We start from the raw sequence: 26,367 nt of genomic DNA on the forward strand, positions 1-26,367 counted from the left end.
AGACGGAAATGAGCAGGCCGCAATTCACCAAACCGGGCTTCTGGGACGTCGTCTTCTCGCTGAAGACGTTCGCGGCGGCCATGCTGGCGCTGTTCATCGCCCTGCTCTTCGACCTGCCTAAGCCCTATTGGGCCGTGGGCGCGGTCTATATCGTCGCGCATCCGCTGTCGGGCGCGGTCACCTCCAAGGCGGTCTACCGTCTCGTCGGCACGGCCGCCGGCGGCGTCATGGCCGTGGTGCTGATACCCAACCTGATCGATTCGCCCGAACTTCTCACGCTCGCGATCTCGCTGTGGATGGCCGGCTGCCTGGTCATGAGCCTGCTCGACCGCACGCCGCGCAGCTACGCCTTCATGCTCGCCGGCTACACGGTGGCGATCACCGGCTTCTCCATCACCTCGGCGCCCGAAACCACCTTCGATTTCGCAGTCTCGCGGGTGCTGGAGATCGCCATCGGCATCATCTGCGCAGCGGTGGTCAACCGCCTCGTCTTCCCCCGCCACACCGGCCCGGTGCTGGCTGCTCGCATCGACGGCTGGATGGCGGACGGCGCGCGGCTGGCCAGGGACACGCTCGCCGGACGGCGCGACGAACAGGCGCTGGCGGCAGACCGAAGGCGGCTGGCGGCCGACGCCGTCGAGATGCGCAACATCACCACCCATGTCGCCTACGACACCTCCTCGCACGCCAGCCTGGTCGAACCGTTCCGGCTGCTCCAGCGCAGCATGGTGGCGCTGCTGCCCATCGTTTCCGGCATCGGCGACGTTGTCGCCGCGCTGCGGCGCGAGATTGGGCCGCAGTTGCGGCAGGAGTTGAACGAGCTGATCGAACGAGTCGAGAATTGGCTGGACAGCGGAGAACCCCTTTCGGACGAAGAGCGCATCCGTTTTCTCTCCCGCCTCGAGGCGCTGGAACAACAGGCGAAGCCCGGCGAAAGCTGGGAAACGCTGCTTCTGACCAATTTCGCCGCGCGGCTGCGCGACCTCATCCAGATCTGGGGCGACTGCATCGCACTCAGGCAGGACATCGCCTCCGGTTCGCACCATGCCTTGCGCTGGAAGCGTTTCGGCGCGCTCGGCGGCAGCCTGCCCATCCACCGCGACTACGGCATGGCCCTGCTCTCCGGACTGTCGGTCATGCTGGCCACCTGGGTCGGCGTCGGCCTGTGGATCGCCACCGAATGGCAGGACGGCGGCGGCGCAGCGCAGATGGCCGGCATCGTCGGCTGCATCTTCGCCACCATGGACGACCCCGCCCCGGCGATGAAGAAGTTCCTGGGAATGGCGGTGCTCGTCATCGTGATCGCCTTCGTCGTGCAGTTCGCGGTGATGCCGCTGATCGACGGCTTCGTCGCTCTGGTGCTGTTGCTCGGCCTCTATTTCGTTCCCGTCGGCCTGCTTCTGACCACGCCAGCCACAATGCTCATGGGCATGGTGCTGTGCGTCAACTTCCCCTACATGCTGATGCTCCAGTCGCATTCCAGTCTCGATTTCCAGGCGTTCATAAACGGCAATCTGGCCATGATTGTCGGCATGGCGATCTCCATCGGCACGACCGCCTTGGTGCGCTCGGTCGGCGCCGAATGGAGTGTGCGCCGCATCGTGCGCGCCGGTTGGGCAGATATCATCCTGGCGGCACGCGCCGCGACCGGCTCCGACAACACCAGGCTGCTGCACAGGATGCTGGACCGTTGCGGCCTCGTCGCGCCCCGGCTGGCGGCGATGCCCGCGACCGAGAATGCGGCTGGCATCGACATCCTCAAGGACCTGCGCAACGCGCTGAACACGGCCGATCTCCAGCAATGCCGGAGCGGCCTGGCGCGGCGCAGCCGCACGGCGGTTTCGCGCCTGCTGAACGAGGTCGCGGACCACTACCGGCACAAGATGCAGCATGTGGAACCGGACGGCGCGGCCCTGCTTTCGGCGATCGACAACGCGCTGGCCGCACTTGGCGAGAACAGGCAGGGACCAGCCGCCGGGCGCGCCCGCATGGCCGTCGTTGCCCTGCGCTACAACCTGTTCCCCGATGCATCGCCTTTCACCCCGCATAAAATGAGGTTGGCGGCATGAGACCCGAAATCGACATCTACGGCGTCTTCATCCCCACGCTCGGCGCGCTCGCCGTGCTCTGCTTCATGGTCAACGCCGTCGTCCGCCGGGTACTGGCGCGGGCCGGCTTCTATCGTTTCGTCTGGCACCGGCCGCTTTTCGATGCGGCCATGTATGTCTGCCTGCTCGGAACGAGCGTGTTTGTTCTTGATCGGATATTGCAATGAAAACCCTTATCGCCAATTCCGGCCGCCTGCTGCTCACCGCCGTCATGGTCGTTCTCGCCGTTGCACTCGGCTGGCACATGTGGGGCTACTACATGGATGCGCCGTGGACCCGCGACGGCAAGGTGCGTGCCGACGTCATCCGGCTGGCTCCGGACGTCTCGGGCATCGTCGGCGAGATGCTGGTTACCGACAACCAGGAGGTGAAGAAGGGCGACGTGCTGTTCCGCATAGACCAGGCCCGTTTCCAGCTGGCGCTGCGCGCGGCGGACTCGAACGTCGAAGGCGCCAGGGCGCGGCTCGAAATGGCTCAAAGCGACGCCGCGCGCGTCAAGCGGCTGGACGACGCCACCATCACCCAGCAGAAGCGCGAGCAGACCGCCACCGCGCTGGAAGAGGCGGACGCCGCCTACAGGCAAGCGCAGGTGGACCGCGACGTCGCCAGGCTGAACCTGGAAAGATCGACCGTGAAGGCCCCGGCGGACGGCATCGTCACCAACCTGACGCTGCGCGCCGGTAACTATGTCTCGGCCGGCAGCCCGGTAATGGCGCTCATCGACAGCGGCTCCTTCTACGTCGCCGGCTATTTCGAGGAGAACAAGCTGGAACGTATCCGCATCGGCGCACCGGCCAAGGTGCGGCTGATGGGCAATGGCGTCGAACTGAAAGGCCATGTGGCGAGCTTCGCCGGAGGCATCGAGGATCGCGAGCGCACGGATTCCGGCAGCCTGCTGGCCAATGTCACGCCCACCTTCAACTGGGTCAGGCTGGCGCAGCGCATTCCGGTGCGCATCGCCCTGGAAAACGTGCCGGACAGCGTGCATCTCGTCGCCGGCCGCACCGCAAGCGTCTATATCGGCGACTGACCCGCGGTACGCTGACGCTCGACCGGCACCGCGCTCTGGTATATTGCAGAACGGAATTGTTCCGACAAATTCCAAGGCCGCATTGCCATGGACAAGGAAGTCGAAACGCCGCCGGACCGCAGGAAGCCCGCATGAAAGTCTCCGAACGCCGCACCGTCACGCGCTCCGGCCTGGAGCTTACCGCGCTCGGCCTCGGCAGCGCGCCTTTCGGGGGCCTCTACCAGCCCACCAGTACCGCGGAAGCACTTGCCACACTCGAGGCAGCGTGGCGGGCAGGCATACGCTATTTCGATACCGCCCCCATGTACGGCCTCGGGCGCTCCGAACATCTTCTGGGCCATTTCCTGCGCGATCTGCCGGAGCAGGAATCCAGGCCGGCGATCAGCACCAAGGTCGGACGCCTGATGGCGCGGCCGCGGCCAGGACGCGACCTGCCGCCCGAGGCGCCGAAGAACCCGCTCGATCCAGGCTGGTGCAACGGGCTGAATTTCCGCGAGGTGTTCGACTATTCCTATGACGGCATCATGCGCAGCTTCGACGACAGCCAGCAGCGGCTCGGCCTGCCGGAGATCGACCTGCTCTATGTCCACGACATCGGACGCGTCACCCATGCCGACCGGCATGAACTGCACTGGAAAGCGCTCGTTTCCGGCGGTTTCAAGGCGCTGGCGGAACTGCGCGCGGCCGGGCTGATCAAGGGCTTCGGCCTCGGCGTCAACGAGGCGCAGGCGATCGAGGAGGCGATGCAGGAAGCCGATCTCGACTGCTGCCTGCTGGCGGGACGCTACACGCTGCTCGACCGTTCGGCCGAACGCCTGCTGGAGAAGACCCGCGCCAACAAGGTTTCGATCGTGATCGGCGGGGTGTTCAATTCCGGCATTCTCGCCGCCAACGGCGGCGGTCCGCGCAAGTTCGACTATGTCGACGCGCCCGAAGACATCGTGCGCAAGGTGGGCCGGCTGGCGGAAATCTGCGAACGTCACGACGTGCCGCTGGGCGCGGCGGCCGTACAGTTCCCGCTGCGCAATCCTGCCGTGTCCTCCGTGGTGGTAGGCGCAAAGAGCCCGGACCAGATCGCCGCCAACATCGACTGGTTCGAGCGCGACATTCCCGAAGCCCTGTGGGACGCCATCGAAGCGGCCGGGTAGCCACGTTGCGGCATCACGCCCCGTAGCTGAAATTCTCCAGCGTTTGCGGCTTCATCTCGATGGAGAAGCCGGGCGCGGTCGGCGGCATGTAAGCGGCGTCGCGAATGATGCAGGGATGGAGGAAGTGCTCGTGCAGGTGATCGACATATTCGATCACCCTGCCCTCCTTGGTGCCGGACACCGCGACATAATCAATCATCGACAGATGCTGCACATATTCGCACAGGCCGACGCCGCCGGCATGCGGCCACACCGGCAGCCCGAACTTTGCGGCCATCAGGAGCACCGCGAGCACCTCGTTCAACCCGCCCATGCGACAGGAATCGATCTGCACGACGTCGATGGCCCCGCCGGCGATGAACTGCTTGAACAGGATGCGGTTCTGGCACATCTCGCCGGTCGCCACCTTCATCGGCGTCACAGCCTTGCGGATCTTGGCATGGCCCGCCACGTCGTCCGGGCTGGTCGGCTCCTCGATGAAGAAGGGTTTGGCGAAAGCGAGCCTGCGCAGCCAGTCGATGGCCTGATCGACTTCCCACACCTGGTTGGCGTCGATCATCAGGTGGCGGTCGGGGCCGATGACCTCGCGCGCGATGGTGAGGCGGCGGATGTCGTCGTCGAGGTCGCGGCCGACCTTCATCTTGATATGGTCGAAGCCGGCCTCGATGGCCTCGCGGCACAGGCGGCGCAGCTTGTCGTCGTCATAGCCGAGCCAACCGGCCGAAGTGGTGTAGCAAGCATAGCCCTCGCGCTCGAGCGTAGCGATGCGCCCGGCCTTCCCGACTTCGGCCTTTTTCAGGATCGCCAGCGCCTCGACCGGCGTCAGCACGTCGGTTAGGTAGCGGAAATCGACGATCCTGACGATCTCTTCCGGGCTCATGTCGGCCACCAGCCGCCAGACCGGCTTGCCCGCCTGCCTGGCCCAAAGGTCCCATACGGCGTTGACCACCGCGCCGACGGCGAGATGCATGGCGCCCTTGTCCGGTCCGATCCAGCGCAACTGGCTGTCGCCGGTCAGGTGATGCCAGAAGCGGCCGGGGTCTTCCTTCACCCAGTCCAGTTCGAGGCCCACCACCAGATGCCGCAGCGCCACGATCGCCGCGCAGCAGATCTCGTTGCCGCGGCCGATGGTGAAGGTCAGGCCGTGCCCCTTCAACCCGTCCGTATCGGTGTCGAGTATGACATAGGCGGCGGAATAGTCGGGGTCCGGGTTCATGGCGTCCGAACCGTCGAGCTGTTGCGAGGTCGGGAAGCGCAGGTCGAAGACGCGCAGGCCGGTAATGCGGGTCATGGGCGGGTGTCCGGTTGCTTGGCGGTTTGACGGGCGCGTACACGCCGGGAGACGACTTGCCGGCCATGCAAACGAGCCGGCCGCTTCGCCGCCTGTTCGAACTTGTTGGAAGCGGCGGAAGTCACGCCACGATGCAGCCGTGAAGGCGCCCGGTCGATGCGCGCGAAGAAGCCAGGAGTTGCTGCCGCATGATCCGTTTCCTCCCGAACAGGCAGCCGCATTTCCGAAATTAGATACGAATAATGAGTTCATATGTAAACCGGGACGGCCCCCGCTTCGACATCGCGCTGCGCCCACTCCTGAAAGACATGGCAGCGAAACTGCCGATTTCGAAGAACGCTTTACCGCTCGCCGAAAACGCCGGATCGGGGCTCTTGCGGCGCCGCCTTTGCCTGCGCGTAAAGTCCTGTTGGCTTGTCGCCGCCATGGCGTCATCCTGCCGCACCTACCCCCCTCTTATTGAAGGGCCCGGCTTAGGTTAAACAAGCGGGCGAGATTCGCGTTTATGATAATAAATAACAATAGCTTAGCGGAGCTTTCCTCGCAGCGCGTCAACGGGCTGGGCAGGCTTTCGATACACTACAAGGACGGACGGTCCCGCATCTCGCGCCTCTACCAGGAGGGCGCGGCCAAGATACGCATGCCGCACGCCGCGCACGACCCTTTCGGGGCCGTGCTGATCAACACCTCGGGCGGTCTGACCGGCGGCGATCGGCTGCGCTGGGAAATCGAGACCGAGGCGGAGGCCGCCGCGGTCGTCACCACGCAGGCCTGCGAGCGCATCTACCGCTCGGCCGGCGGGGTGTCGCGGGTGTCGTCGGCGCTGAAGGCGGAAAGCGGCACGCGCCTTGCCTGGCTGCCGCAGGAGACGATCCTGTTCAACGGCGCGGCCCTGTCGCGCTCGATGGAGGTGGACATGGCGGCGGATGCCGAGGTGCTGGTCGCCGAAGCCACGGTTTTCGGCCGGCAGGCGATGGGCGAAGTGGCGAAGACGGCGCTTTTCCACGACCGCTGGCGCGTGCGCGTGGACGGCAGGCTGGCGCATGCCGAGGATTTCCGCCTCGGCCCGCAACTGGCCGCCCAGCTTGGCCGTCGCGCCGTGGCGAACGGGGCCCGCGCGGTCGCGACGGTTCTGTTGATGGCGCGCGACGCCGAAGGACGGCTGGCCGGCGCGCGTGATATTGTCGGCGAGGACGGCGGCGCCAGCGCCTGGCGGGCCGGCGGCTACGCGAAGCTGGTGGCGCGGCTCCATGCGCCCGACGGTTATGCGCTTCGCAAGCGGCTGATGCCCTTGCTGGCGCTGCTCAACGGGCAGGCGGGCCTGCCGAAAGTTTGGTCAATCTAGGTCTGGTTAGGTCGTGACATGAATCTGACGCCGCGGGAAAAGGACAAGCTGCTGATCGCGATGGCCGCCATGGTGGCGCGCCGCCGGCTGGAGCGCGGGGTGAAGCTCAACCATCCCGAAGCCATCGCACTCATTTCCGATTTCGTGGTCGAGGGCGCGCGCGACGGCCGCTCGGTCGCGGACCTGATGGAGGCCGGCGCGCATGTCGTCACTCGCGAGCAGGTGATGGAGGGCATCGCCGAGATGATCCACGACGTGCAGGTCGAGGCCATGTTCCCGGACGGCACCAAGCTGGTGACCGTGCACGAACCGATCCGCTGAGCCGGCCTTCGGCAGGTTCGCGCCTCGGCGAAATTTCCGCTTCGCGTCGAAAACGGCATCGAAGCGCAGGCAACTGACAGAAAGGTCAAGACGATGAGAAAGACGACGATCGTTGCGGCAGTGGGGCTGGCGCTGACGGCAAGCCCGGCCTTCGCCCACCTGAACCCGGCAGAGCACGGTTCCTTCGTCGCCGGCCTCAGTCATCCCATTACCGGCGTCGATCATGTTCTCGCCATGGTGGCGGTCGGCCTGTGGGCGGCGATGCTGGGCGGCCGCGCCCTGTTCGCGGTGCCGGCCGCCTTCGTCGGCGTCATGATCGTCGGCTTCCTCGCCGCGCTGTCCGGCCTGCCGGTGCCCTTCGTCGAGCCGGTCATACTCGCCTCGGTCGTGGCGCTTGGCCTGGTGGTCGCATTGGCGCTGCCGGTGCCGGCCGCGACCGGCGCTCTCGTCGCCGGCTTCTTCGCTTTCTTCCACGGCCATGCCCACGGCAGCGAGATCGGTGCGGCAGGCCTGCTCTCCTACGGCGCGGGCTTCGCGCTGGCCACGGCCCTGCTTCATGCGGCGGGCATCGGCCTCGGGCATGGCATTAGCCGCCTGTGGCAGGGGCGCGCGGGCCGCATCGCCATGCGTGTCGCCGGCGGCGCGACCGCGCTGGGCGGCCTGATGCTGATGGCGGGGTAAGCGGCCATGATCCCCGGAGAAGTCGTCACGCTTGACGGTGACATCGAGCTGAACCAGGGCCAGCCTGTGGTGACGCTCAAGGTCGCCAACACCGGCGACCGCCCCATCCAGGTCGGTAGCCACTACCATTTCCATGAGGTCAACGCGGCGCTGAGTTTCGACCGCGAGGCCGCGCGCGGCATGCGGCTCGACATCGCCGCCGGCACCGCCGTGCGTTTCGAGCCCGGACAGGAGCGCGACGTGAACCTCGTGCCCTTCGGCGGCAAGCGCGAGATCTACGGCTTCCGCCAGATGGTCATGGGCAAGCTCTGATATCGGGGCGGGGCCGCTCGCCCTGCCCTGCGACACGCATCATCCAGCTTCCACGGGAAGCGCCGACGGAGATTTTCATGCCAGCCAGGATCAGCCGCGCGACCTATGCGCAGATGTTCGGCCCCACCACCGGCGACAAGGTGCGGCTCGCCGACACGGAGCTTTTCATCGAGGTGGAGAAGGACCTCACCATCTATGGCGAGGAGGTGAAGTTCGGCGGCGGCAAGGTCATCCGCGACGGCATGGGTCAGAGCCAGCTTTCCCGTGCCGAAGGCGCGGTGGACACCGTCATCACCAATGCGCTCATCCTCGACCACACCGGCATCTACAAGGCCGACGTCGCCCTGCATGACGGGCGCATCGCCGGCATCGGCAAGGCCGGCAATCCCGACACGCAGCCGGGCGTGACCATCATTGTCGGGCCCGGCACCGAGGTCATCGCCGGCGAGGGCAAGATCCTCACCGCCGGCGGCATCGATACGCACATCCACTTCATCTCGCCGCAGCAGGTGGACGAGGCGCTGACCTCCGGCGTCACCTGCATGGTGGGCGGCGGCACCGGGCCGGCGCATGGCACGCTGGCCACCACCTGCACGCCGGGGCCTTGGCACATCGCCCGCACCATCCAGGCCTTTGACGGCCTTCCGATGAATATCGGCGTGTTCGGCAAGGGCAACGCCTCCCTGCCCGGCGCATTGGAGGAGATGGTGCGCGCCGGCGCCTGCGGCCTGAAGATCCACGAGGACTGGGGCTCGACGCCCGCTGCCATAGACAACTGCCTCGCCGTCGCCGACCGCTTCGACGTGCAGGTCGCGATCCACACCGATACGCTCAACGAAGGCGGCTTCGTGGAGGACACGCTGGCTGCCTTCAAGGGCCGCACCATCCATTCCTTCCACACGGAGGGCGCGGGCGGCGGCCACGCGCCCGACATCATCCGCGTGTGCCAGTATCCGAACGTGCTGCCGGCCTCGACCAATCCGACACGGCCCTACACGGTCAATACCATCGCCGAGCATCTCGACATGCTGATGGTGTGCCACCACCTGTCGCCCTCGATCCCCGAGGACATCGCCTTCGCCGAAAGCCGCATCCGCAAGGAGACCATCGCTGCGGAGGACATCCTGCACGACATGGGCGCCTTCTCCATCATTTCCTCAGACAGCCAGGCCATGGGCCGCGTCGGCGAGATGGTGATCCGCTGCTGGCAGACGGCCGACAAGATGAAGCGCCAGCGCGGCGCGTTGCCCGAGGACAGGCCCGGCAACGACAATTTCCGCGCCCGCCGCTACATGGCGAAATACACCATCAACCCCGCCATCGCCCACGGCATGGCGCATGAGATCGGCTCCGTGGAAGTAGGCAAGCGCGCCGATCTGGTGCTGTGGAACCCTGCCTTCTTCGGCGTCAAGCCGGACATGGTCCTGCTTGGCGGCTGGATCGCCACCGCGCCGATGGGCGATCCCAACGGCTCGATCCCGACGCCGCAGCCCATGCATTACCGACCGATGTTCGGCGCCTTCGGCAAGGCGCGCACCAATTCCTCCATCACCTTCGTCTCGCAGGCCGCGCTTGCTGCCGGGCTGCGTGAAAAGATCGGCGTGGACAAGCAGATGGTGGCCGTCGCCAACACGCGCGGCGGCATCGGCAAGCGCTCCATGATGCTGAACGACGCGATGCCGAAGATGGAAGTCGATCCCGAAACCTACGAGGTGCGGGCCGACGGCGAACTGCTCACCTGCGAACCGGCGGACGAACTGCCGATGGCGCAGCGCTATTTCCTGTTCTGAGGAGCGAAACGACCATGCTGCGCGCCACCGCCCTCATCCGCGCCCATGAGGCGCCCGCCGACATACCAACGGGACACGCCGTGCTGGAGCGTGACGAGCGTCACCTGCGCCGCAAGGCGATCACGCTGGAAGGCGGCGAGAAGGTGCTGGCCGATTTCGCCGAGCCGGTGGTGCTGGAACATGGCGACCGGTTGCTGCTGGAAGACGGCCGCCAGGTCGAGATCCGCGCCGCCAGCGAACCGCTCTACGAGATCGCCGGCCGCGACGCCCTGCACATCGCCGAACTCGCCTGGCATATCGGCAACCGGCATCTCGCCGCCCAGATCGACGCGGACCGCATCTTCATCCTGCGCGACCACGTCATCAAGGCAATGCTGGAGGGGCTCGGCGCGACGGTGAAGGAGGTTGAGGCGATCTTCAGCCCGCTGCGCGGCGCCTATTCCGGCGGGCACCATCACCACGGCCACGGCGATCATCACGACCACGCCGGCCATGCGCACAGCCATGACGACCACCATCACCACGGCTGAGGCCGATGGCTCGCTGCTGCGGCTGACGGCATGGCTGTCGCCGGTCTTCCCGGTCGGCTCCTTCAGCTACAGCAACGGGCTGGAGGGCGCCGCGCATGACGGGCTGGTCGGCAGCGCCGGCGATCTTCGCGACTGGCTCGAAGACCTCGTTTCCTGCGGCTCCGGCTGGAACGACGCGGTGCTGTTTGCCGAGAGCTGGCGGCGCGCGCGCGACGGCGGCGACCTGGCCGAACTGGCGGAGCTTGCCGAGGCGCTCGCCGGCAGCGCTGAGCGGCACATGGAAAGCACCTTGCAGGGCGCGGCCTTCCTCGACGCTGCCGGCCCATGGCCTGCCGAGGCGCTTTCGGCCCTGCCGCGCGCCTGTCCCTATTGCGTTGCCGTCGGTGCCGCCTGCGGCGCGCATGGCGTCGCGCTCGCCCCCGCGCTAGCGCTCTTCCTGCAAGCCCTGTGCCTGAACCTGATGCAGGCGGCGATCCGCCTTTCGGTCACCGGCCAGAACGGCGTGACCGCGCTGCTTGCAGCGCTGGAACCGTTGCTTGCGGCCACCGCCGCGCGCGCGGCCGCATCGACCCTTGACGATCTCGGCTCAGCGACCTTCATTGCCGACATCGCAGCCATGAAACACGAAACCCAGCATTCGAGGCTGTTCCGCTCATGACACAGAAAATCGGCCACTCCCCGGTTGTCCGCTCAAGCAACGGGCCCTTGCGCGTCGGAATCGGCGGCCCGGTCGGCTCGGGCAAGACGACGCTCACAGAAAAGCTCTGCAAGGCGCTGCGCGACCGCTATTCGGTCGCGGTCGTCACCAACGACATCTACACCCGCGAGGACGCGCTGATCCTCGCGCGTCATCAGGCGCTTTCGGAAGACCGCATCATCGGCGTGGAGACCGGCGGCTGCCCGCACACCGCCATCCGCGAGGATGCCTCGATCAACCTTCAGGCCATCGCCGAAATGAACCGGCGCTTCCCCGACCTCGACATCGTCTTCATCGAATCCGGCGGCGACAATCTCGCCGCGACCTTCTCGCCGGACCTGGCCGACCTCACCCTTTATGTGATCTCGGTCTGCCAAGGCGAGGAAATTCCACGCAAAGGCGGGCCCGGCATCACCCGCTCGGACTTTCTCGTCATCAACAAGAGCGACCTCGCGCCTTACGTCCATGTCGATCTCGAGGTGATGGAGGCGGACGCGGCGCGCATGCGCGGCAAGCGGCCATACGCCTTCACCGACCTGCATCGCGGCAAGGGATTGCAGGAGGTCATCGACTTCATCGTCGAGAACGGCGGCCTTGAAACCGGCGGGCACTTGGGCAAACTGGCCTCATGACGGCCTATGACGACGACGCCCTGCGCGCGGAAATGGTGGCCACCTGCCGGCGCATGAACGCGCTGGGCATCAATCAGGGTACCTCCGGCAACCTGTCCGTGCGCAATCCGCGCGGTTTCCTCGTCACGCCGACTTCCCTGCCCTATGAGCGCATGGAACCGAAAGACCTCGTGCAGATGTTCTTCGACGGCAGCTATGAGGGCGAGCGGCGGCCTTCGTCCGAGTGGCGCTTCCACCGCGATATCCTCGCCAGCCGGCAGGATGTCGATTGCGTGCTGCATTGCCATTCGGTCTACGCCACCACGCTTGCCGTCCATCACAGGCAGATCCCGGCCTTCCACTACATGATCGCGGTCGCGGGCGGCACCACGATCCGCTGCGCGCCCTACGCTACCTTCGGCACGCAGGCCCTGTCGGACGCGGCCATCGTGGCGCTGGAGGACAGGCTGGCGTGCCTGCTCGGCCAACACGGCCAGATTTCACTCGGCAGGACGTCGGCGGCAGCACTTGCGCTGGCCGTCGAGGTGGAGACGCTGTCGCGGCTTTACGTGCAGGCGCTGGCGCTCGGCGAACCGCCAGTGCTCTCCGACGAGGAGATGGGCCGCGTCATGCAGCAGATGAAGAAGATGAGCTACGGCCAGGCTCCGGACCCGGAGGGCGCCGCGGACGTGCCGCGCCGCAGGGACTAGGCGAGTGCCGACCTTGCGCCCGGAATTGTGTGAAAACAACGAATTATCGTGACTTTTGGAAGCGCTTTCTTCAGGCGTTAACGTTCCGGGAACAGCTTTTTCAGCCCCGGGTTCGAGGCTTCCGCCACGCCGCGCTCGGTGATCAGACCCGTTACCAGCCGTGCCGGGGTGACGTCGAAGGCGGGGTTGCCGGCCGGCGTAGCGTCCGGCGAAACGCGTACCTGCGCAATCTCGCCCGATGCGGTCCTGCCCCACACCAGCGACACCTCGTCGCCCGAGCGTTCCTCGATGGGAATCTCCTTCAGCCCGTCGCTCACCGTCCAGTCGATGGTCGGCGAAGGCAGGGCGACGTAGAACGGCACGCCGTTGTCCTTCGCCGCCAGGGCCTTGAGGTAGGTGCCGATCTTGTTGCAGACGTCGCCATTGGCCGTCGTGCGGTCGGTGCCGACGATCACCATGTCCACCTCGCCGCGCTGCATCAGATGCCCGCCGGCATTGTCCACGATTAGCGTGTGCGGCACGCCGTGCCCGGCCATTTCCCAGGCGGTGAGTTGCGCGCCCTGGTTGCGCGGGCGCGTCTCGTCCACATAGACGTGGACCGGAATACCTGCCTCCATGGCGAGATAGATCGGTGCGGTCGCTGTGCCGTAGTCCACCGTGGCCAGCCAGCCGGCATTGCAATGGGTGAGGATATTGACCGGCTTCCCCGGCTTCTTGCCGGCGGCGATCTCGCGGATGATGGCCAGCCCGTTCTCGCCGATGGCGCGATTGAGTTCCACGTCCTCGTCGGCGATCTCCGCCGCGCGGCTGTAGGCCGCCGACACCCGCCTGTCCTCGGCCAGCGGCTTCAGCAGGCGGCGCATTTCGTCGAGCGCCCAGCGCAGGTTGATGGCGGTCGGCCGCGTTGCGTGCAACTTTTCCCACGTGGCGTCGAGCGAAGCGTCGGAAGGATCGGCGGCCATGGCGATCGCCATGCCGTAGGCGGCAGTGACGCCGATCAGCGGCGCGCCGCGCACCCACATGTCGCGTATGGCCGTCGCGACATCCTCCACCATGCGAAGCGTGACGATGCGGAACTCGTGCGGCAGCCAGCGCTGGTCGATGATGTCGACCGAGCGGCCGTCCTCGTTCAGCCAGATGGTACGGTAATGACGGTCGCCGACATTCATGCGCGCGTCTCCTTTTCGATGAGCAAGGCGAGCCCGTTCACCTCGTCAACGCTATGGATGCGGCATCGGTTCACGACGAGATGGCGGCCGAAGCGCAGAGCCTTCGCCTCGCACCGTGCCCGCAGGGCCTCGTCCGCGATGGTCTCGAAATCGGCATTGTGGGCAAGCCCCAATATGCGGCGGTGGATCTCCACCCCGGCGAAGCCGAGCAGGTCCTGCCACAGCGAATGCAGCACGCCGTCCAGCGCCTGCTCGGCGCCGAGCGCATCGCCACGCTTCTCGAACAGGCTGTCGGCGTAGAGCATGCCTGTGCGTTCCGTGCGCCACAACCACGAGAACTCGGCCCGGAACACCGACCAGAGGTCGGAGACGGTACGCAGCAGATAGCCGCGCATCGACGCGCGCGAGCCCTCCTGCTCGTGGCCGGCCTGCGAGAAGAACGACATCCAGAAATTGGCGAGCAGCATGCCGACGTCGAAGGCCATCGGGCCATAGAAGGCGAATTCGGGGTCGATGACGCGGGTGTCGTCCTCCGTCACCATGATCGAGCCGGTGTGCAGGTCGCCATGCAGCAGCGTCTCGGCATTGGCTGCGAACAGGTGCTTGAGGCGCTGGGCTTCCACCTTCAGGTCGCGGTCGGCGCGCAACTCTGCCACCAGCGGGTCGAGCGCCGGGGTGTGGCGGTTCAGCTCCGCCTCGAAATAGGGATCGGTGAAGACGAGATTCTCGGTGATGTCGCACAGTTCGACATTGCCGGCGAACAGCGCAAGGTCCGCTTTGCGCTCGCGCGCGGTCATGTGCAGGTCGGAGCCGCGAAACAGCGTGCGTGCCGCGAACAGGCCGAGATCGTTGGCGATGCGCGGCAGTTCCCGGCCCTCGATCAGCGCCTTGCGCAGGATGACGTGCGGCGACAGATATTCCATGACGATGAGCGCCTGCGCCTCGTCGAAATGGTAGATCGCCGGCACCGAGCCCTTGCCGGCGCGCGCTTCCTGCCGCACCAGCGCATGATATTCGAAGAAGGAGCGCTTGAGCGGCAGCGGCCAGCTTTCGCCGACGAGACGAACATAGGGCAGCGCCTGCTTGACCACCGCCGCGCCCTTCGGCCCTTCGACGATGAAGACGAGGTTCAGATTGCCGTCGCCGACCTCGCGCACCTTCCATGCGGACCTGTCCGGTCCCAGCCGCTCGACCAGCGCCTCCAGACCGCCCAGACGCAGGGCCAGGGTTTCGGTGGTCAGGGCGTCGAAAGAAGCATGCTTCGCCATACGCGGCCTCTGTGCATCGGTTCCTCGTGCAGAGGTTAGTATGGCCGAAAACGATATGGCAATGTCGGCGCGGAAAAGCCTTTCGGCCGGCGCCGGGAATACGGCTATTTCCGTCGAAGCGGCGCGGATTTTACCGGCGCTTTCATGGAAATCTCAGCGCCAAGAGGCCATGCCGGGCAGGTTTTCCGTCGAGACCTGCGCGCGGCAATGCTCCTCGAAGCTCTCGGTCGCGCATGTCTTGCGCAGGCCCTTGAGCGTGGCGATGCCGAGCATCATCGGGGAATAGCTTCCCTCGAGGCGCACATAGACAAGTTCCTTGCCGTTGAGAGCCACCCGGTTGGCGGGGCGGGCCGTCATCAGCGAATAGCCGAACCCGCTGGCGACGAAGCTGCGCACGGTTTCGGGGTATTCGGACTTGGCGACGATGTTCGGGGCCAGTCCCTGCGTCATGAACAGCGACAGGAAATATTCCTTGCTGAGCGGCATATCGAGGAGGATGAAGGGCTTCTCGGCGAGCGCGGCGAGCGGAAGCGATCTGGCCGAAGCCAGCGGGTCACTGGCCGCGAGCACGATATGGGTCGGCAACTCGGCCAGCGGCTCGAAGGCGATGTCGTCGGTGAGATGGACGGAATAGGTCAACGCCAGATTGATCTCGGCCCGGCGCAGGCGGGCGATCAACGTCGCCTCGTCGTCTTCATAGACTTGCAGCCTGACCGCCGGGTGCAGTTCCAGGAACGTCTTGCAGAGCTCCGGGATGAGCATCGGCGCCAGGGTGCGGAAGAAACCGACATTCAGCGGGCCCGAGACGGACCGGGCCACTTCGTCGGCGATGCCGTGAAGCTCCTCGGCCTGCTGCAGCAGCGCCTTTGCGGCCTGCATGACGCGCTGGCCGGCAGGCGTCAGCGACAGGCCCTGCGCGTGATGGCGCACGAAGAGCTGGAGGCCGAACTCGACCTCCAATTGCGAGATCGCCGCCGAGATCGACGGCTGGGAGACGTTGATGCGTTCGGACGCCAGCGTGACGCCGCCCACCTCGCCCGCCGCGACGAAATAGGCGAGTTGCCGAAGCGTGAACCGCATCGAGAACGTGCGGGGATTCGGATCGCTCACGAGGCTCTGAGCCAGGTTGGAATTCAAGCTTCAGTTCCTCGCGGAGCTGGCACCAATCCTGACGCCCGCCCCGGGAACCGCCGGCGACGATGGCGGCTGGCGGGAAGGGAGTCAAGCCGGTGCCGAAATAGCTCACATGTCGCCCGGCACTCCGTAGGTCGGGGCGACGGACGGGTTGATGCCACGCGAGACATAAGCCTCCAGTTGTGGCTCCCAAAGCGCCCAGAGCCGGGCGAGCTCGCCGATCGGATCGGTCTCGTGCCAGTCGACGCGCAGGTCGGCGACCGGCCAGGCGACTTCGCGCACCAGAAGCATGCCGACCGAGTGGACGGGGCCCTCCTCGCCGCCGGCATCGACCGCCGCCTGCATCGCGCCGATCAGCCGCGACCCGAGGGATGCGCCCTCGTCGGCCAGGAACGCGGCGACCATCGCCTCCGGCACGGCGGGGCTCGACAACAGGTTGCCGGCGGCCACGACATTCGGCCTGATGACGGTGCGATGGGTGCCGAGCGTGTTGGCGCCGGAGAAGGCGGCGCCATTGCCGTTCCTGTCCACCAGCGCGAGTTGTCTGTAGTCGATATGCCCGGCTTCGGCCCGGATCCGCTCCAGCGCCTCGGTGGCGGACAGCCCCGAAGCCATGAGGTCGAGACCCTTCGGGCCAAGCGTCGGATCGGTCACGTTCTGGGTCGCCACCACGCCGACGCCTGCCCGCGCATGGGCGCAGCGCGCCGCGACGCATGGGCTGGAGGACGAGACCGCGATGCCGAACATGCCGGTCCTGGCACAGCGGGCGGAAATGGAGAAGGTCACGTCGTCGGCCTCCCGTTCAGGCGGCGTCGGGGATGACGGCCGTCACCTCGATTTCCACGACCCATTCGGGTCGCGCGAGGGCTGGAACCACGAGGCCGGTCGAGCACGGGAACACGCCCTTCAGCCACTTGCCCATTTCCTGGTAGACGGCCTCGCGATAGCGGATGTCGGTGACATAGACGACGATGCGGCAGATGTGGGACATCTGGCTGCCTGCTTCCTCGAGCAGCATCTTGATGTTTTCCATGGTCTTGGCGGTCTGCTTGCCGGCGTCGCCGACATGCAGGCATTCGCGGGTCTCGAGGTCCTGGGAGACCTGCCCGCGCAGGAACACCATGGTGCCGCGGGCGACCACGCCCTGCGACAGGTCGTTGTCGAGCTTCTGTTCCGGATAGGTGTCGCGGGTGTTGAAGGGGCGGATGCGCTTGTGGATCATCGTCGGCGTTCTTTCGGGAGAGTTGAGATCGCCCGTACCGGCCGAATGGGAACGGCCGATGCGGGCGACAGGGGGATTGCTACTTCGCTGCGGCCAGCTGCGGCTGCCGGCCATAGACGCGGTCGGAAAGTCCAGCCGCTTCCTTGGTGAAGCGCAGCGGTTCGTTCCAGTCGAAATTGTTGTAGACGGCTGCCAGATGGGCGAAGGGCGGGGCCTGCGCGAACAGTTGGAAGGTGACGCGGTGCCCGGCATAGTCGGAGTTCAGCAGGTCGCGGGCGAAGGCCAGCAGCTTGCGCCGATCCTCGGCATGCCAGTTGTCGTTCAGCGTATAGAACTTGTTCAGCCATTCGCCGGCTTCCGGATCCTGGAAACAGGCATAGTCGGGCGTGACGCAAATCTGGCCGCCGCACAGCTCGCGGGCGAGATGCATCATGTGGTGGAGCTGCGAGCAGGCGTGGACGCGGCCCGACATCAATAGCGACTGGTTGGGCATCAGAAGCCCCGCCGGGCTCGGCTCGGCATTGGCGATCGCGGCGGTCAGGTGCGCGTTGATGCCCTCGCGATAGCAGGCGAGCTGCGCCAGCTTCTCCTGCACCGCCTGCTGCTTCTCCAGCCCTGTCTGGCGCACGTTCCACAGCGCCGCGCCGATCATCAGGTCGGCGAGCTTGAGGTTGCGCTGCACGAAGGCGAAGGCCGAGTAGCGATGCAGCGTGGCGCGGATGAACTGCGCCGCCTTCGTGTACTGGTAGAACAGCACGTTCTCCCAAGGGATCAGCACGTTGTCGTAGATGACCAGCGTGTCGATCTCGTCCACCCGGTTGGACAGCGGGTAGTCTTCCGCCGGCGCGCGCCCGGCAAAGCCGGTGCGGGCGATGAAGCGCAGGTTCGGCGAGGAAAAGTCGCAGATGAAGCCGACCGCGTAGTCGGACAGCTTGTCGTCGCCCCAATTGGCGATGGTCGGCTTGGTGAAGGCCTGGTTGGCATAGGCCGCGGCCGTCTCGTATTTCGCGCCGCGAACGATGATGCCGGCGTCGGTTTCCTTCACGACATGCAGGAGCATGTCGGGGTCCTGGTCCTGCGGGCGCTTTGAGCGGTCGCCCTTCGGGTCGGTGTTGGCCGACACGTGGAACGGATCCTGCTTCAGCACCACATCGATATGGCGCTCGATATTTGCGGCGAAGCGCGGATCGACGTCGTTGAGCATGTCGCGACCGTCGAACAGCGACCACATCTCGCCCACAGTCTCGTCGCCGACGCGGGTGACGATGCCCCTCACCTCGTCCAGCACCGCATCCGTGGCGCGGCGCTTGTCGTGCCAGTCCTGCTGCGTGTGCGGCAGCTTGAGGCCGATGGCGAAACGCTCGCCTTTCTCCTCATAGGACATGACGTCCCGATGCACGGCCTCATGCGCCATGTCGTAAATCCGCGCGCGGATATCGACGATGGGCTTGAACATCGGATGGGCGGTCACGTCCTTGACGCGCTCGCCATTGATCCAGACACGCCGGCCGTCGCGGATCGAATCCCGATATTGATCACCGGTTCTGATCATTGAAAATGCCTTTCCTTCAGAATTCCTGTCACCTGTCCGCTCAGCCGTTCAACGGCAGGGCGGCGGGGTGGCAATATGTGCGCCGGCAATGCGCCAGAGGGGCGCTCTGGGTGGCGGTGACTTCCACCACGCGACCGACGAAGATGGTGTGGGTGCCGACGTCATGGCTGTCGTGCACCGCGCAGTCGAAGGTGCTCGCCGCATCCGGCAGGCGGGCCGAGCCCGTGGCCGCGGCCTGCCATTGCGCGCAGCGGAAGTCGAACGCCTCGCCCTCGCGGGGATGTCCGGCGAAGACGTCGGAGATGCTGTCCTGGTGCACGGCCAGCAGGTTGACGCAGAACACGCCGTTCTCCCTGATTGCCGCGCAAGCGGGGCTGCGCTGGTTGACGCAGACCAGCAGCATGGGCGGATCGGCCGAAACCGAAGCCATGGCGCTGACGGTGACGCCGAACATGCCGGCGGCGCCACCGGTGGTGACGACGTTGACGCTGGTGACGGCGCCGCTCATCGCCGAAACGAAGGCGGCACGGTCTGCTGCCGGCAGCGCGCGGCCGGACCTGATGGAGATTGCGCTGGACGATGCTTGAAGGACCGACATCTCTTTGTCTCGCGACCTGTTCGTGGACCTGATCGACGCAAGAATTCTCGCGGACAAATGCGCATCTGTATAATAGAACTTAGATATCTTTTGCTTCGGCATTCCCGATCCGCCCGGCAACGCCCGGGCACAGACCGCAAACAACAGCCGCAAAGCGAAAAGGCCGCGCGGCATTGCCGCCCTGCCTGCTCGTCCGAAGCTGCGGTGGGGTCAGGCGCGCGCCAGGAAATCGAGGAACAGCGGCGTTTCCTCCGCGCCCGCCGGGCCGTTCAAGGCGAGCCGCACCGGTCCTGCTTCGGAAATCGTGAGGCGTCCGAACGACAGCACGCGCGCGTCGTTCGCCCGGCGGAGCGCGACGACATAGCTGCCGCAGGCGGGTTGCAGGACCGCCTCGGGCCAGGAAATCTCTCCCTGCCCCGTTTTCGGCAGACGGTCGATCTCGACGCTCCAGGCCCTGCCCAGCAGCACATTGGCGGCTCCGATGTCGCCCTTGGCGAGGCGCTCGCGCACGCGCGTCGACGAGCAGGCGGCGCCGGCCTGCGTGAACTCACCGACACAGGTGAGCTCAAAGCCGTGCCGCTCGCCGAGACGGCGCAGCAATTCGACATCGCCCCGCCGCTCCCGGCCGAAACGGAAATTGGGGCCGACCACCACGCGCGAGACCGCCAAGCCTTGCGCCAGCACGGTCTCGACGAACTGCTCGGCTTCCTGGCCGGCAAAGGTTCGGTCGAAGCGGGGGCCGTAGATGAAGTCCACGCCGAGGCGGGCGAAGATTTCCTTCTTGGTGGCAAGCGTCGAGAGCCGGAACGGCGCGCATTGCGGCGCGAAGAACTGTTTGGGATGCGGCTCCACCGACATGACGCCGATCGGACGGCCAGAAAGCAGCGCGTGCTCCTTCGCGGCCGCAAGCAGCATCCTGTGTCCAAGATGGAAGCCGTCGAAATTGCCGAGAAGCATGACGCTTCCCTTGAGGTCTTCGGGCATTGCGCCTACATCAGCCACGCAGCGCAGCGCCGGTCTGGCAGCGGGAAAGCGCATGCCTGTCGAGCGCTCCGGCCGCATGTTCGCCAAAGGCCACTCCGTCCTGCGGACGCTATCCGGGTCGCCCGCGAGCGGCGATGCCAAACTTTCCCGAAGATCGACCATCTTGTTCATGACCGGAACGGTAACGCACGCTGCTGCTTCGGGAAAATTATTAAGTTGAAAGTATCGGCATCGGAAATCCCGAACCAGTTTCGTTGCCCCGAGCCGCTCTCTACAAACCGCTTGCCGGCGCGATCATTGCGACCAGACAGGCGCTGCCGCCGCCCAGAGCCAGTTCCGCCTGCTCCATGTCGCGCGCCACCAGCGTCTCGCCGGTGTCGGCGCGGGTTCCAGTCATGTCGCACGATCCCGCGACGACATGCACCACAACCAGTCCGTTCTGCGGTATTGGGAGGCTGTGTGTCCCGGTTTCACGCAACACCGTGACCTGCGAGGTCCAGCGGCCGCGCCGGGTCATGACGTTCATGACCTGTGAAGCGCCGGATGGAAGACGCGAGGTGGGCGCGAGGTTGCTGTCGAAGCTGACGGGCGACAGATGCTCCAGCACGACCTCTTTACCGTTGGAAAAGCACAGCACCAGCGGCTTCTCGCCAATCCGCGTGATCGTGCGGTCGATGCCGGGGAAAGGCGAGAAGCGGGACTCGTCCACGATCGGCGCGCGGCTGACCCGGATGTCGAAATCGTCATGAGATGCGCCTTCGGGCAGGAGCAGCACGTCTTCCGTGATGCCGTTGCCGTTCTTCCAGGGCGTACGGCGATAGTCCTGCGCCGAAAGCAGCTCGATCATGCGCGATATTCCTCACGGACCGGAAAGCTAGAGGTAAAGGCTCTTGGCCGCCTTGGACGACAGCAGTTCGCGCGCCGGTCCCTCCTGCGCGACGCGTCCCTTGACCAGCACATAGCCGCGGTCGGCGATGCTCAGGCCCATTTCGGCGTTCTGCTCGATCAGCAGGATGGTCGTGCCTTGCCGGTGCACTTCCTGCGTGATCTCGAAATATTCGCTGATGAGCTTGGGCGACAGGCCGAGCGACGGCTCGTCCATGACCACCAGCTTGGGCTCACCGATCAGCGCGCGCGCCAGCGCCACCATCGCCTGCTCCCCGCCCGACAAGGTGCCCGCCACCTGGCGCAGCCGCTCGCGGATACGCGGGAACAGCGCGCACATCTTGTCGAGCTGCGGTTCGAAATTCGGCCCGCGTCGGGAAACGGCGTCGTAGCCGAGGCGCAAATTCTCCTGCACGGTCAGGCTTGGGAAAAGCCGGCGGCCTTCCGGCACCAGGCCGACGCCGAGCGAGGCGAGGTTTTCGGTGCCCAGCCGGCCAATGTCCTGACCCATCACCTCCACCTTGCCGCGCTGGGCGCGCACCACGCCGCACACGGTCATGAAGGTGGTGGTCTTGCCGGCCCCGTTCGGCCCCAGAAGGCAGACCAGTTCGCCGGCACGCACGCTCATCACCACGTTGCGCAGCATCGGCACCGCGCCGTAGGCGGTGTCCACGTCCTTCAGCTCAAGCATCGACCATGGCCTTTCCGAGATAGGCTTCCTGGACGCGCCGGTCGCTCCTTACGGCGGCGAAGTCGCCTTCAGCGATCCTGCTGCCATAGTCGATGCACATGACATGGTCGGGAAAGGCGTCGACGACGCGCATGTCGTGCTCGATCAGGATCACCGACAGGTCCGGCTTTTCCGTGCGCAGGCGCTTGATATCGGCGACCAGCGCGTCGGTTTCAGTGTCGTCCATGCCGACGGAGGGCTCGTCCAGCAGGAGCAGCTTCGGCTCGGAAGCCAGCGCCCGCGCAATCTCTAGGCGCCGGCGGTCGGCCTGTGCCAGCGTGCCGGCCGGGCGGTAGCGCTGGGCGAAGAGGTCGCCCGAACCGGCCTTGAGCAGCGCTTCGGCCTTTTCCACGCAGGCCGCCATCTCGCGCTTCGACGCGCCGGGGCGGAACAGGGCCGTCAGCACGCCGGTCTTCGTGCGGGTGTGCATGCCGATGATGACGTTGTCGAGCACGCTGAGATCGGAAAACAGGCGCGAGGACTGGAAAGTGCGGGCGATGCCGCGTTCCACCACCTCGTAGGCCGGCTTTCCGGTGATGTCCGCGCCGTCGAAACTCACCCGGCCGGAGGTTGGCTTGTAGACGCCCGTCACCACGTTGAACAAGGTGGACTTGCCGGCGCCGTTCGGGCCGATGACGGCCAGCACCGAGCCCTTGTCGATGGAGAAGGAGACATCGTTCAGCGCGACCAGGCCGCCGAAGCGCATGGTCGCGTTTTCGACCGTGAGAAGCGCGCTCACCGGCTTTCTCCGTAGTTGCGCATGCGCTGCGGGAACAGGCCCTGCGGGCGGATCATCAGGAAGCCGATGATGACCACGCCGAAGAACAAAAGCCGGTAGTCCGAGAATGCGCGCAGCTTCTCCGGCAGGATGGTCAGCAGGAAAGCGCCGACGATGACGCCGAAGATGTTGTCCATGCCGCCGACGATGACCATGGTCATGATGGTGACGGACACCAGGAAGGTGAAATTGTCCGGCGAAATATAGGACACGTAGAAGGCGTAGATGGTGCCGGCAAAGGCGGCGAGGAAGGCATCGACCGCGAAGGCCAGCACCTTGAACCAGGCGACGTTGATGCCTTGCGCCCGCGCCGCGATCTCGTCGGCCCGGAGTGCGTTCCAGGCAAGCCCGATGCGCGAGCCGTGCAGGCGGTGCGCGGTGATGATGGCCACCACGACGAGCGCGGCGGACAGATAGTAGAAATTGGCCTGGCTGGGCAGCTTGTGGCCGAAGATCACCAGCGGCTGGGCGAAAGAATGGCCGAACAAAGTGGGCGCGGGAATGCCGACCAGCCCGTTGGGGCCGCCCGTCCAGTCGAAATTGTTGAGAAGCTGCTGCACCACCACGCCGAAGGCGATGGTGACGAGCGCGAGATAGGTGTCGCGCGTGCGCATCGACGGAATGCCGATGATGAAGCCGAACAGCGTCGCCGCCACCGCCGCGACCGGCAGCGTCAGCCAGAAGCTCATGCCGAAATTGATCGCCAGCAGCGCCGAGACATAGGCGCCGATGCCGTAGGACGCGCCGGTTGCGAAATTGGGGATGTTGGCGCTGCCGAGCTGGAAGTTCAGGGCCAGCGCCAGCACGGAATAGAGCAGCGCCACGATCAGCAGGTGCATGAGATAGGTGTTGGAGCCGAGGATGAACGGGAACAGCAGCACCACGGCCGCGCCCGTCGCCATCGCCACCAGCGGCACGCGCGCGAAGCTCGCCATGACGCGGTCGGCGATGGCGGGCTTTTTCTCCAGCACGAAGAAGCCGGCGCCGAGCAGGACCAACAGGCCGACGATCTGCCAGCCACCGTCCGCCTTCAGGATCAGATAAAGGAAGGCTGCGCCGCAAAGCTGCGCAAGAATGGTGATTGCTGCCGCGGCGCCCGGTCCTGGTGCGGCGGACGAGAGGTGGTCCCGCATCTAGACCTTCTCCATGACGGCGCGCCCGAGCAGGCCTTCCGGACGGAACAGCAGCACGGCGATGACAAGCAGGAAGACGAAAACCAGGCGATAGGAGGCCCCGTCCGGCACCAGCGTCTGCGCCAGCACCTCGATGCCGGCGATGATGAGGCCGCCGAGAATGGCACCCGGCATGGAGCCCAGGCCGCCGATGACCGCCGCCGAGAAGCCCAGCAGGCCGGCCATGACGCCGAAGTCGAAGCGCGTCACGCCGGCATAGCTGGCGAACAGCAGGCCTGCTATCGCGCCGATGGCGGAGGCGATGAAGAAGGTGGCGCGAAAGACGCGCGCGTCGCGAATGCCCATCATGCGGGCCACGACGCGATCCTCGGAAGCCGCCCGGATGCGCAGCCCGAGCGGCGTCAGCCGCAGGAAGACGAAAAGCAGCGCCACCAAAACGACCGTCAGCACCACCACCAGCACCGCGAACCAGCTGATCTGGACGCCGGCGGATTCGAAGGCGACGCCCGAGACCAGCCGCGGGAAAGCGTGCGGGTTGGAGCCCTGCGGGTAGAGATGGCGGATGAGCTCGCGGATGACGATGCCGAGCGCGACGGTGGCGACCAGCGCCATCATGGCCGGCGCGTCTCGGAAGCGGCGTATGACGACTTTGTCCAGCACGACGCCGATCAGTCCCACGGCCAGCACCGCCGCCAGCACGGCCAAGACCAGCCAGGCCGGGCTTGCGACGCCGATGGCGACGGCCAATGCCTGCGCCAGCGCCAACGCGATGAACGGGGCAGTCATGGCCACGTCGCCATGCGAGAAATGTATGACGTTGAGAACGCCGAATATCAGGCTGAAACCGATCGCCAACAGGGCATAGATGCACCCAAGGGTTATCCAGTTCACCAGTTGCTGGACAAGCAGCTCCACCATGCCATGCGTGCCTCTGATCGGGGCCGCAACGATTATCAGCGCGACCCATATGCGCACATAACGAATTTCCGATGTAACGGATTGCAAATTCCGAATTTCGCGCGCGGGCAGCCGTTAATAGATTTACAGGGCCGGCAATCAGGATCGGCGACCCGCGGCCGTCGCGGCAGAAATTCTAGAGGTGGAACCATGCAAACCAGGCGCACAGCGCTCATCCGCATATCTTCATTCCTGGCCGCGACAGCCTTGGCGGTCTCGCTCGGCGCCGCCCAGGCGCAGGCCGACAAGATCAAGCTCGGCTTCATCGGCCCGCTCTCGGGCGGCAACGCCCAGCAGGGCCTCGGCGCAAAGAACGGCTTCCTGCTCGCCATCGACGAGGCAAACGCCAACGGCTATCCGCATGAGGTGGAGGGCGTGGTGCTCGACGATGCCTCCGATCCGGCCGTCGGCGTCTCCGCCGCCCAGAAGCTCGTCAACGATCCCGAGGTGATCGCGGCGACCGGCCACTGGAACAGCTCCGTGGCGCTGGCGACCATGCCGGTCTTCAACCGTGCGCAGATGCCGTTCATCATCTGGGGCGCGGTCAGCCCCAAGATCACCGAACAGAACTTCCCGAACGTGACGCGCGTCACCCCCACGCTGGTCAACGAGAACAAGCCGCTGGCCGAAAGCATCGCCAAGGGCGGCAAGATCAAGAAGATCGCCATCATCTCCGACACGACCGACTATGGCGTGGCCAACACCAAATGGTTCGGCGACTTCTTCAAGGCCGATGGCGGCGAAATCGTCTTCTCCGACGCTTCCGCGGTCGGCACGACCGACTTCCGCGCCATGTTGACCAAGGCCAAGGCGGCAGCGCCGGACGCCGTCTATTTCGGCGGCGTCGTCACCGAGGCGGCGCTGGTGCGCAGCCAGATGGCGGACCTCGGCATGGGTTCGTTGCCGATGTACGCCATTTCCGGCATTTACGATCCGAAGTTCATCGAGATCGCCGGCAAGGCCGCCGAGGGCACCATCGTCAGCAGCCCGGCCGTGCAGAGCAACCCCAAGCTCGAAGCCTTCAACAAGGCCTATGACGCGAAGGGCTACGCCGATCCGGCCGGCGCCTATGCGAAATACGCCTACGAGGCCACGCAGATCCTGCTCGACGTCATCAAGGAGAAGGGCACGGAGGACAAGGACGCGCTGAGCCAGGCCATCCGCGGCATCCATCACGAAGGCATCCTCGGCACCGTGTCCTTCGACAAGGAAGGCCAGACCGAAATGCCGATCGAGGTCGACATGTTCACCGTGCGCGACGGCAAATGGGTGAAGATGTAAGCGCATCTCCATAGGGACTGCCTCGCCGGCAAGGCAGGCAGTCCCGTGAGTTCGGGCCGGGCCGGCTGAAAAGCGGTCCGGCCTTTTTTGTGCGCCCGCTGA

The 26,367-nt window shown here is 65.9% G+C and carries 28 protein-coding genes; 14 read left to right on the forward strand and 14 right to left on the reverse strand.

What is annotated here, in order from left to right:
• Positions 1–8 precede the first annotated feature (8 nt).
• The 4 genes from QU595_RS23510 to QU595_RS23525 all read left to right on the forward strand — a co-directional run bounded on the left by QU595_RS23510 (position 9) and on the right by QU595_RS23525 (position 4,286).
• Entirely contained in the window at positions 9–2,069 is a 2,061-nt protein-coding gene (locus QU595_RS23510) for an FUSC family protein (RefSeq protein WP_315926528.1), read from the forward strand.
• Complete coding sequence (locus QU595_RS23515; RefSeq protein ID WP_315926530.1) at positions 2,066–2,275, forward strand: DUF1656 domain-containing protein; 210 nt, start codon at positions 2,066–2,068, stop codon at positions 2,273–2,275. Before QU595_RS23510 ends, QU595_RS23515 begins: the two co-directional genes overlap by 4 nt.
• Positions 2,272–3,138 (forward strand): HlyD family secretion protein, encoded by an 867-nt coding sequence (locus QU595_RS23520; protein ID WP_315926532.1) that lies wholly within the window; start codon positions 2,272–2,274, stop codon positions 3,136–3,138. Before QU595_RS23515 ends, QU595_RS23520 begins: the two co-directional genes overlap by 4 nt.
• Positions 3,139–3,269: 131 nt before the next feature.
• Complete coding sequence (locus QU595_RS23525) at positions 3,270–4,286, forward strand: aldo/keto reductase (RefSeq protein ID WP_315926534.1); 1,017 nt, start codon at positions 3,270–3,272, stop codon at positions 4,284–4,286.
• Between the two features lie 13 nt (positions 4,287–4,299).
• Here QU595_RS23525 and QU595_RS23530 read toward each other — a convergent pair whose 3' ends face one another.
• Complete coding sequence (locus QU595_RS23530; RefSeq protein ID WP_315926536.1) at positions 4,300–5,577, reverse strand: L-fuconate dehydratase; 1,278 nt, start codon at positions 5,575–5,577, stop codon at positions 4,300–4,302.
• Positions 5,578–6,082: 505 nt separating this feature from the next.
• Here QU595_RS23530 and QU595_RS23535 point away from each other — a divergent pair.
• From QU595_RS23535 to QU595_RS23575, 9 genes are all read left to right on the forward strand, one after another.
• Positions 6,083–6,922 carry an urease accessory protein UreD gene (locus tag QU595_RS23535; protein ID WP_315926538.1) on the forward strand — a complete coding sequence of 280 codons (840 nt, stop codon included), beginning with the start codon at positions 6,083–6,085 and terminating at the stop codon, positions 6,920–6,922.
• Between the two features lie 18 nt (positions 6,923–6,940).
• On the forward strand, positions 6,941–7,243 hold the full coding sequence (locus QU595_RS23540; protein ID WP_315926540.1) for an urease subunit gamma: 303 nt from the start codon (positions 6,941–6,943) through the stop codon (positions 7,241–7,243).
• A gap of 93 nt (positions 7,244–7,336) precedes the next feature.
• A complete protein-coding gene (locus tag QU595_RS23545; protein ID WP_315926543.1) occupies positions 7,337–7,924 on the forward strand; it encodes a HupE/UreJ family protein in 588 nt (195 codons plus the stop codon).
• A 6-nt stretch (positions 7,925–7,930) separates the two neighbouring features.
• The gene (locus QU595_RS23550; RefSeq protein WP_315926545.1) at positions 7,931–8,236 is read left to right on the forward strand and encodes an urease subunit beta; all 306 of its coding nucleotides are present in this window, start codon (positions 7,931–7,933) and stop codon (positions 8,234–8,236) included.
• Between the two features lie 77 nt (positions 8,237–8,313).
• Positions 8,314–10,026 (forward strand): urease subunit alpha, encoded by a 1,713-nt coding sequence (ureC, locus tag QU595_RS23555; protein ID WP_315926547.1) that lies wholly within the window; start codon positions 8,314–8,316, stop codon positions 10,024–10,026.
• Between the two features lie 14 nt (positions 10,027–10,040).
• Positions 10,041–10,556: an urease accessory protein UreE gene (gene ureE / locus QU595_RS23560; RefSeq protein ID WP_315926549.1), complete on the forward strand. Its 516-nt coding sequence runs from the start codon at positions 10,041–10,043 to the stop codon at positions 10,554–10,556.
• On the forward strand, positions 10,519–11,214 hold the full coding sequence (locus QU595_RS23565; RefSeq protein ID WP_410000559.1) for an urease accessory protein UreF: 696 nt from the start codon (positions 10,519–10,521) through the stop codon (positions 11,212–11,214). Before ureE ends, QU595_RS23565 begins: the two co-directional genes overlap by 38 nt.
• On the forward strand, positions 11,211–11,885 hold the full coding sequence (ureG, locus tag QU595_RS23570; protein ID WP_315926553.1) for an urease accessory protein UreG: 675 nt from the start codon (positions 11,211–11,213) through the stop codon (positions 11,883–11,885). Before QU595_RS23565 ends, ureG begins: the two co-directional genes overlap by 4 nt.
• A complete protein-coding gene (locus tag QU595_RS23575; protein WP_315926555.1) occupies positions 11,882–12,574 on the forward strand; it encodes a class II aldolase/adducin family protein in 693 nt (230 codons plus the stop codon). The genes ureG and QU595_RS23575 overlap by 4 nt, the downstream gene beginning before the upstream one ends.
• 77 nt (positions 12,575–12,651) lie before the next feature.
• Here the strand turns inward: QU595_RS23575 and mtnA are convergent, their stop codons facing one another.
• The 13 genes from mtnA to QU595_RS23640 form a co-directional block, all read right to left on the reverse strand.
• The gene (gene mtnA, locus QU595_RS23580; RefSeq protein ID WP_315926557.1) at positions 12,652–13,743 is read right to left on the reverse strand and encodes an S-methyl-5-thioribose-1-phosphate isomerase; all 1,092 of its coding nucleotides are present in this window, start codon (positions 13,741–13,743) and stop codon (positions 12,652–12,654) included.
• Complete coding sequence (gene mtnK, locus QU595_RS23585) at positions 13,740–15,011, reverse strand: S-methyl-5-thioribose kinase (RefSeq protein WP_315926559.1); 1,272 nt, start codon at positions 15,009–15,011, stop codon at positions 13,740–13,742. The genes mtnA and mtnK overlap by 4 nt, the downstream gene beginning before the upstream one ends.
• Before the next feature lie 153 nt (positions 15,012–15,164).
• Positions 15,165–16,148, reverse strand: coding sequence for a LysR family transcriptional regulator (locus QU595_RS23590; RefSeq protein ID WP_315926561.1), 984 nt, complete (start codon positions 16,146–16,148; stop codon positions 15,165–15,167).
• Between the two features lie 105 nt (positions 16,149–16,253).
• Positions 16,254–16,931 (reverse strand): DUF1028 domain-containing protein, encoded by a 678-nt coding sequence (locus QU595_RS23595; protein WP_315926564.1) that lies wholly within the window; start codon positions 16,929–16,931, stop codon positions 16,254–16,256.
• 16 nt (positions 16,932–16,947) lie between these two features.
• Positions 16,948–17,367, reverse strand: coding sequence for a RidA family protein (locus QU595_RS23600; protein WP_315926566.1), 420 nt, complete (start codon positions 17,365–17,367; stop codon positions 16,948–16,950).
• 79 nt (positions 17,368–17,446) lie between these two features.
• A complete protein-coding gene (locus tag QU595_RS23605) occupies positions 17,447–18,919 on the reverse strand; it encodes a 4-hydroxyphenylacetate 3-hydroxylase family protein (RefSeq protein ID WP_315926568.1) in 1,473 nt (490 codons plus the stop codon).
• A 40-nt stretch (positions 18,920–18,959) separates the two neighbouring features.
• The gene (locus QU595_RS23610) at positions 18,960–19,517 is read right to left on the reverse strand and encodes a flavin reductase family protein (protein ID WP_315926570.1); all 558 of its coding nucleotides are present in this window, start codon (positions 19,515–19,517) and stop codon (positions 18,960–18,962) included.
• A 210-nt stretch (positions 19,518–19,727) separates the two neighbouring features.
• Complete coding sequence (locus QU595_RS23615) at positions 19,728–20,579, reverse strand: hypothetical protein (protein ID WP_315926901.1); 852 nt, start codon at positions 20,577–20,579, stop codon at positions 19,728–19,730.
• A gap of 193 nt (positions 20,580–20,772) precedes the next feature.
• The gene (locus QU595_RS23620; protein ID WP_315926572.1) at positions 20,773–21,348 is read right to left on the reverse strand and encodes a HutD family protein; all 576 of its coding nucleotides are present in this window, start codon (positions 21,346–21,348) and stop codon (positions 20,773–20,775) included.
• Positions 21,349–21,375: 27 nt separating this feature from the next.
• Complete coding sequence (locus QU595_RS23625) at positions 21,376–22,077, reverse strand: ABC transporter ATP-binding protein (RefSeq protein ID WP_315926574.1); 702 nt, start codon at positions 22,075–22,077, stop codon at positions 21,376–21,378.
• Positions 22,070–22,855 carry an ABC transporter ATP-binding protein gene (locus QU595_RS23630; protein WP_315926576.1) on the reverse strand — a complete coding sequence of 262 codons (786 nt, stop codon included), beginning with the start codon at positions 22,853–22,855 and terminating at the stop codon, positions 22,070–22,072. Before QU595_RS23630 ends, QU595_RS23625 begins: the two co-directional genes overlap by 8 nt.
• Positions 22,852–24,027 (reverse strand): branched-chain amino acid ABC transporter permease, encoded by a 1,176-nt coding sequence (locus QU595_RS23635; protein WP_315926578.1) that lies wholly within the window; start codon positions 24,025–24,027, stop codon positions 22,852–22,854. The genes QU595_RS23630 and QU595_RS23635 overlap by 4 nt, the downstream gene beginning before the upstream one ends.
• Complete coding sequence (locus QU595_RS23640) at positions 24,028–25,002, reverse strand: branched-chain amino acid ABC transporter permease (protein WP_315926580.1); 975 nt, start codon at positions 25,000–25,002, stop codon at positions 24,028–24,030.
• Positions 25,003–25,134: 132 nt separating this feature from the next.
• On the opposite strand from QU595_RS23640, the gene QU595_RS23645 reads away from it, so the two are divergent.
• Positions 25,135–26,265 (forward strand): branched-chain amino acid ABC transporter substrate-binding protein, encoded by a 1,131-nt coding sequence (locus QU595_RS23645; RefSeq protein WP_315926582.1) that lies wholly within the window; start codon positions 25,135–25,137, stop codon positions 26,263–26,265.
• The last annotated feature ends 102 nt before the right edge of the window (positions 26,266–26,367 follow it).

It is taken from the genome of Mesorhizobium sp. SP-1A (genome assembly GCF_032460275.1).
In the GTDB taxonomy this organism is placed as follows: Bacteria; Pseudomonadota; Alphaproteobacteria; order Rhizobiales; family Rhizobiaceae; genus Mesorhizobium.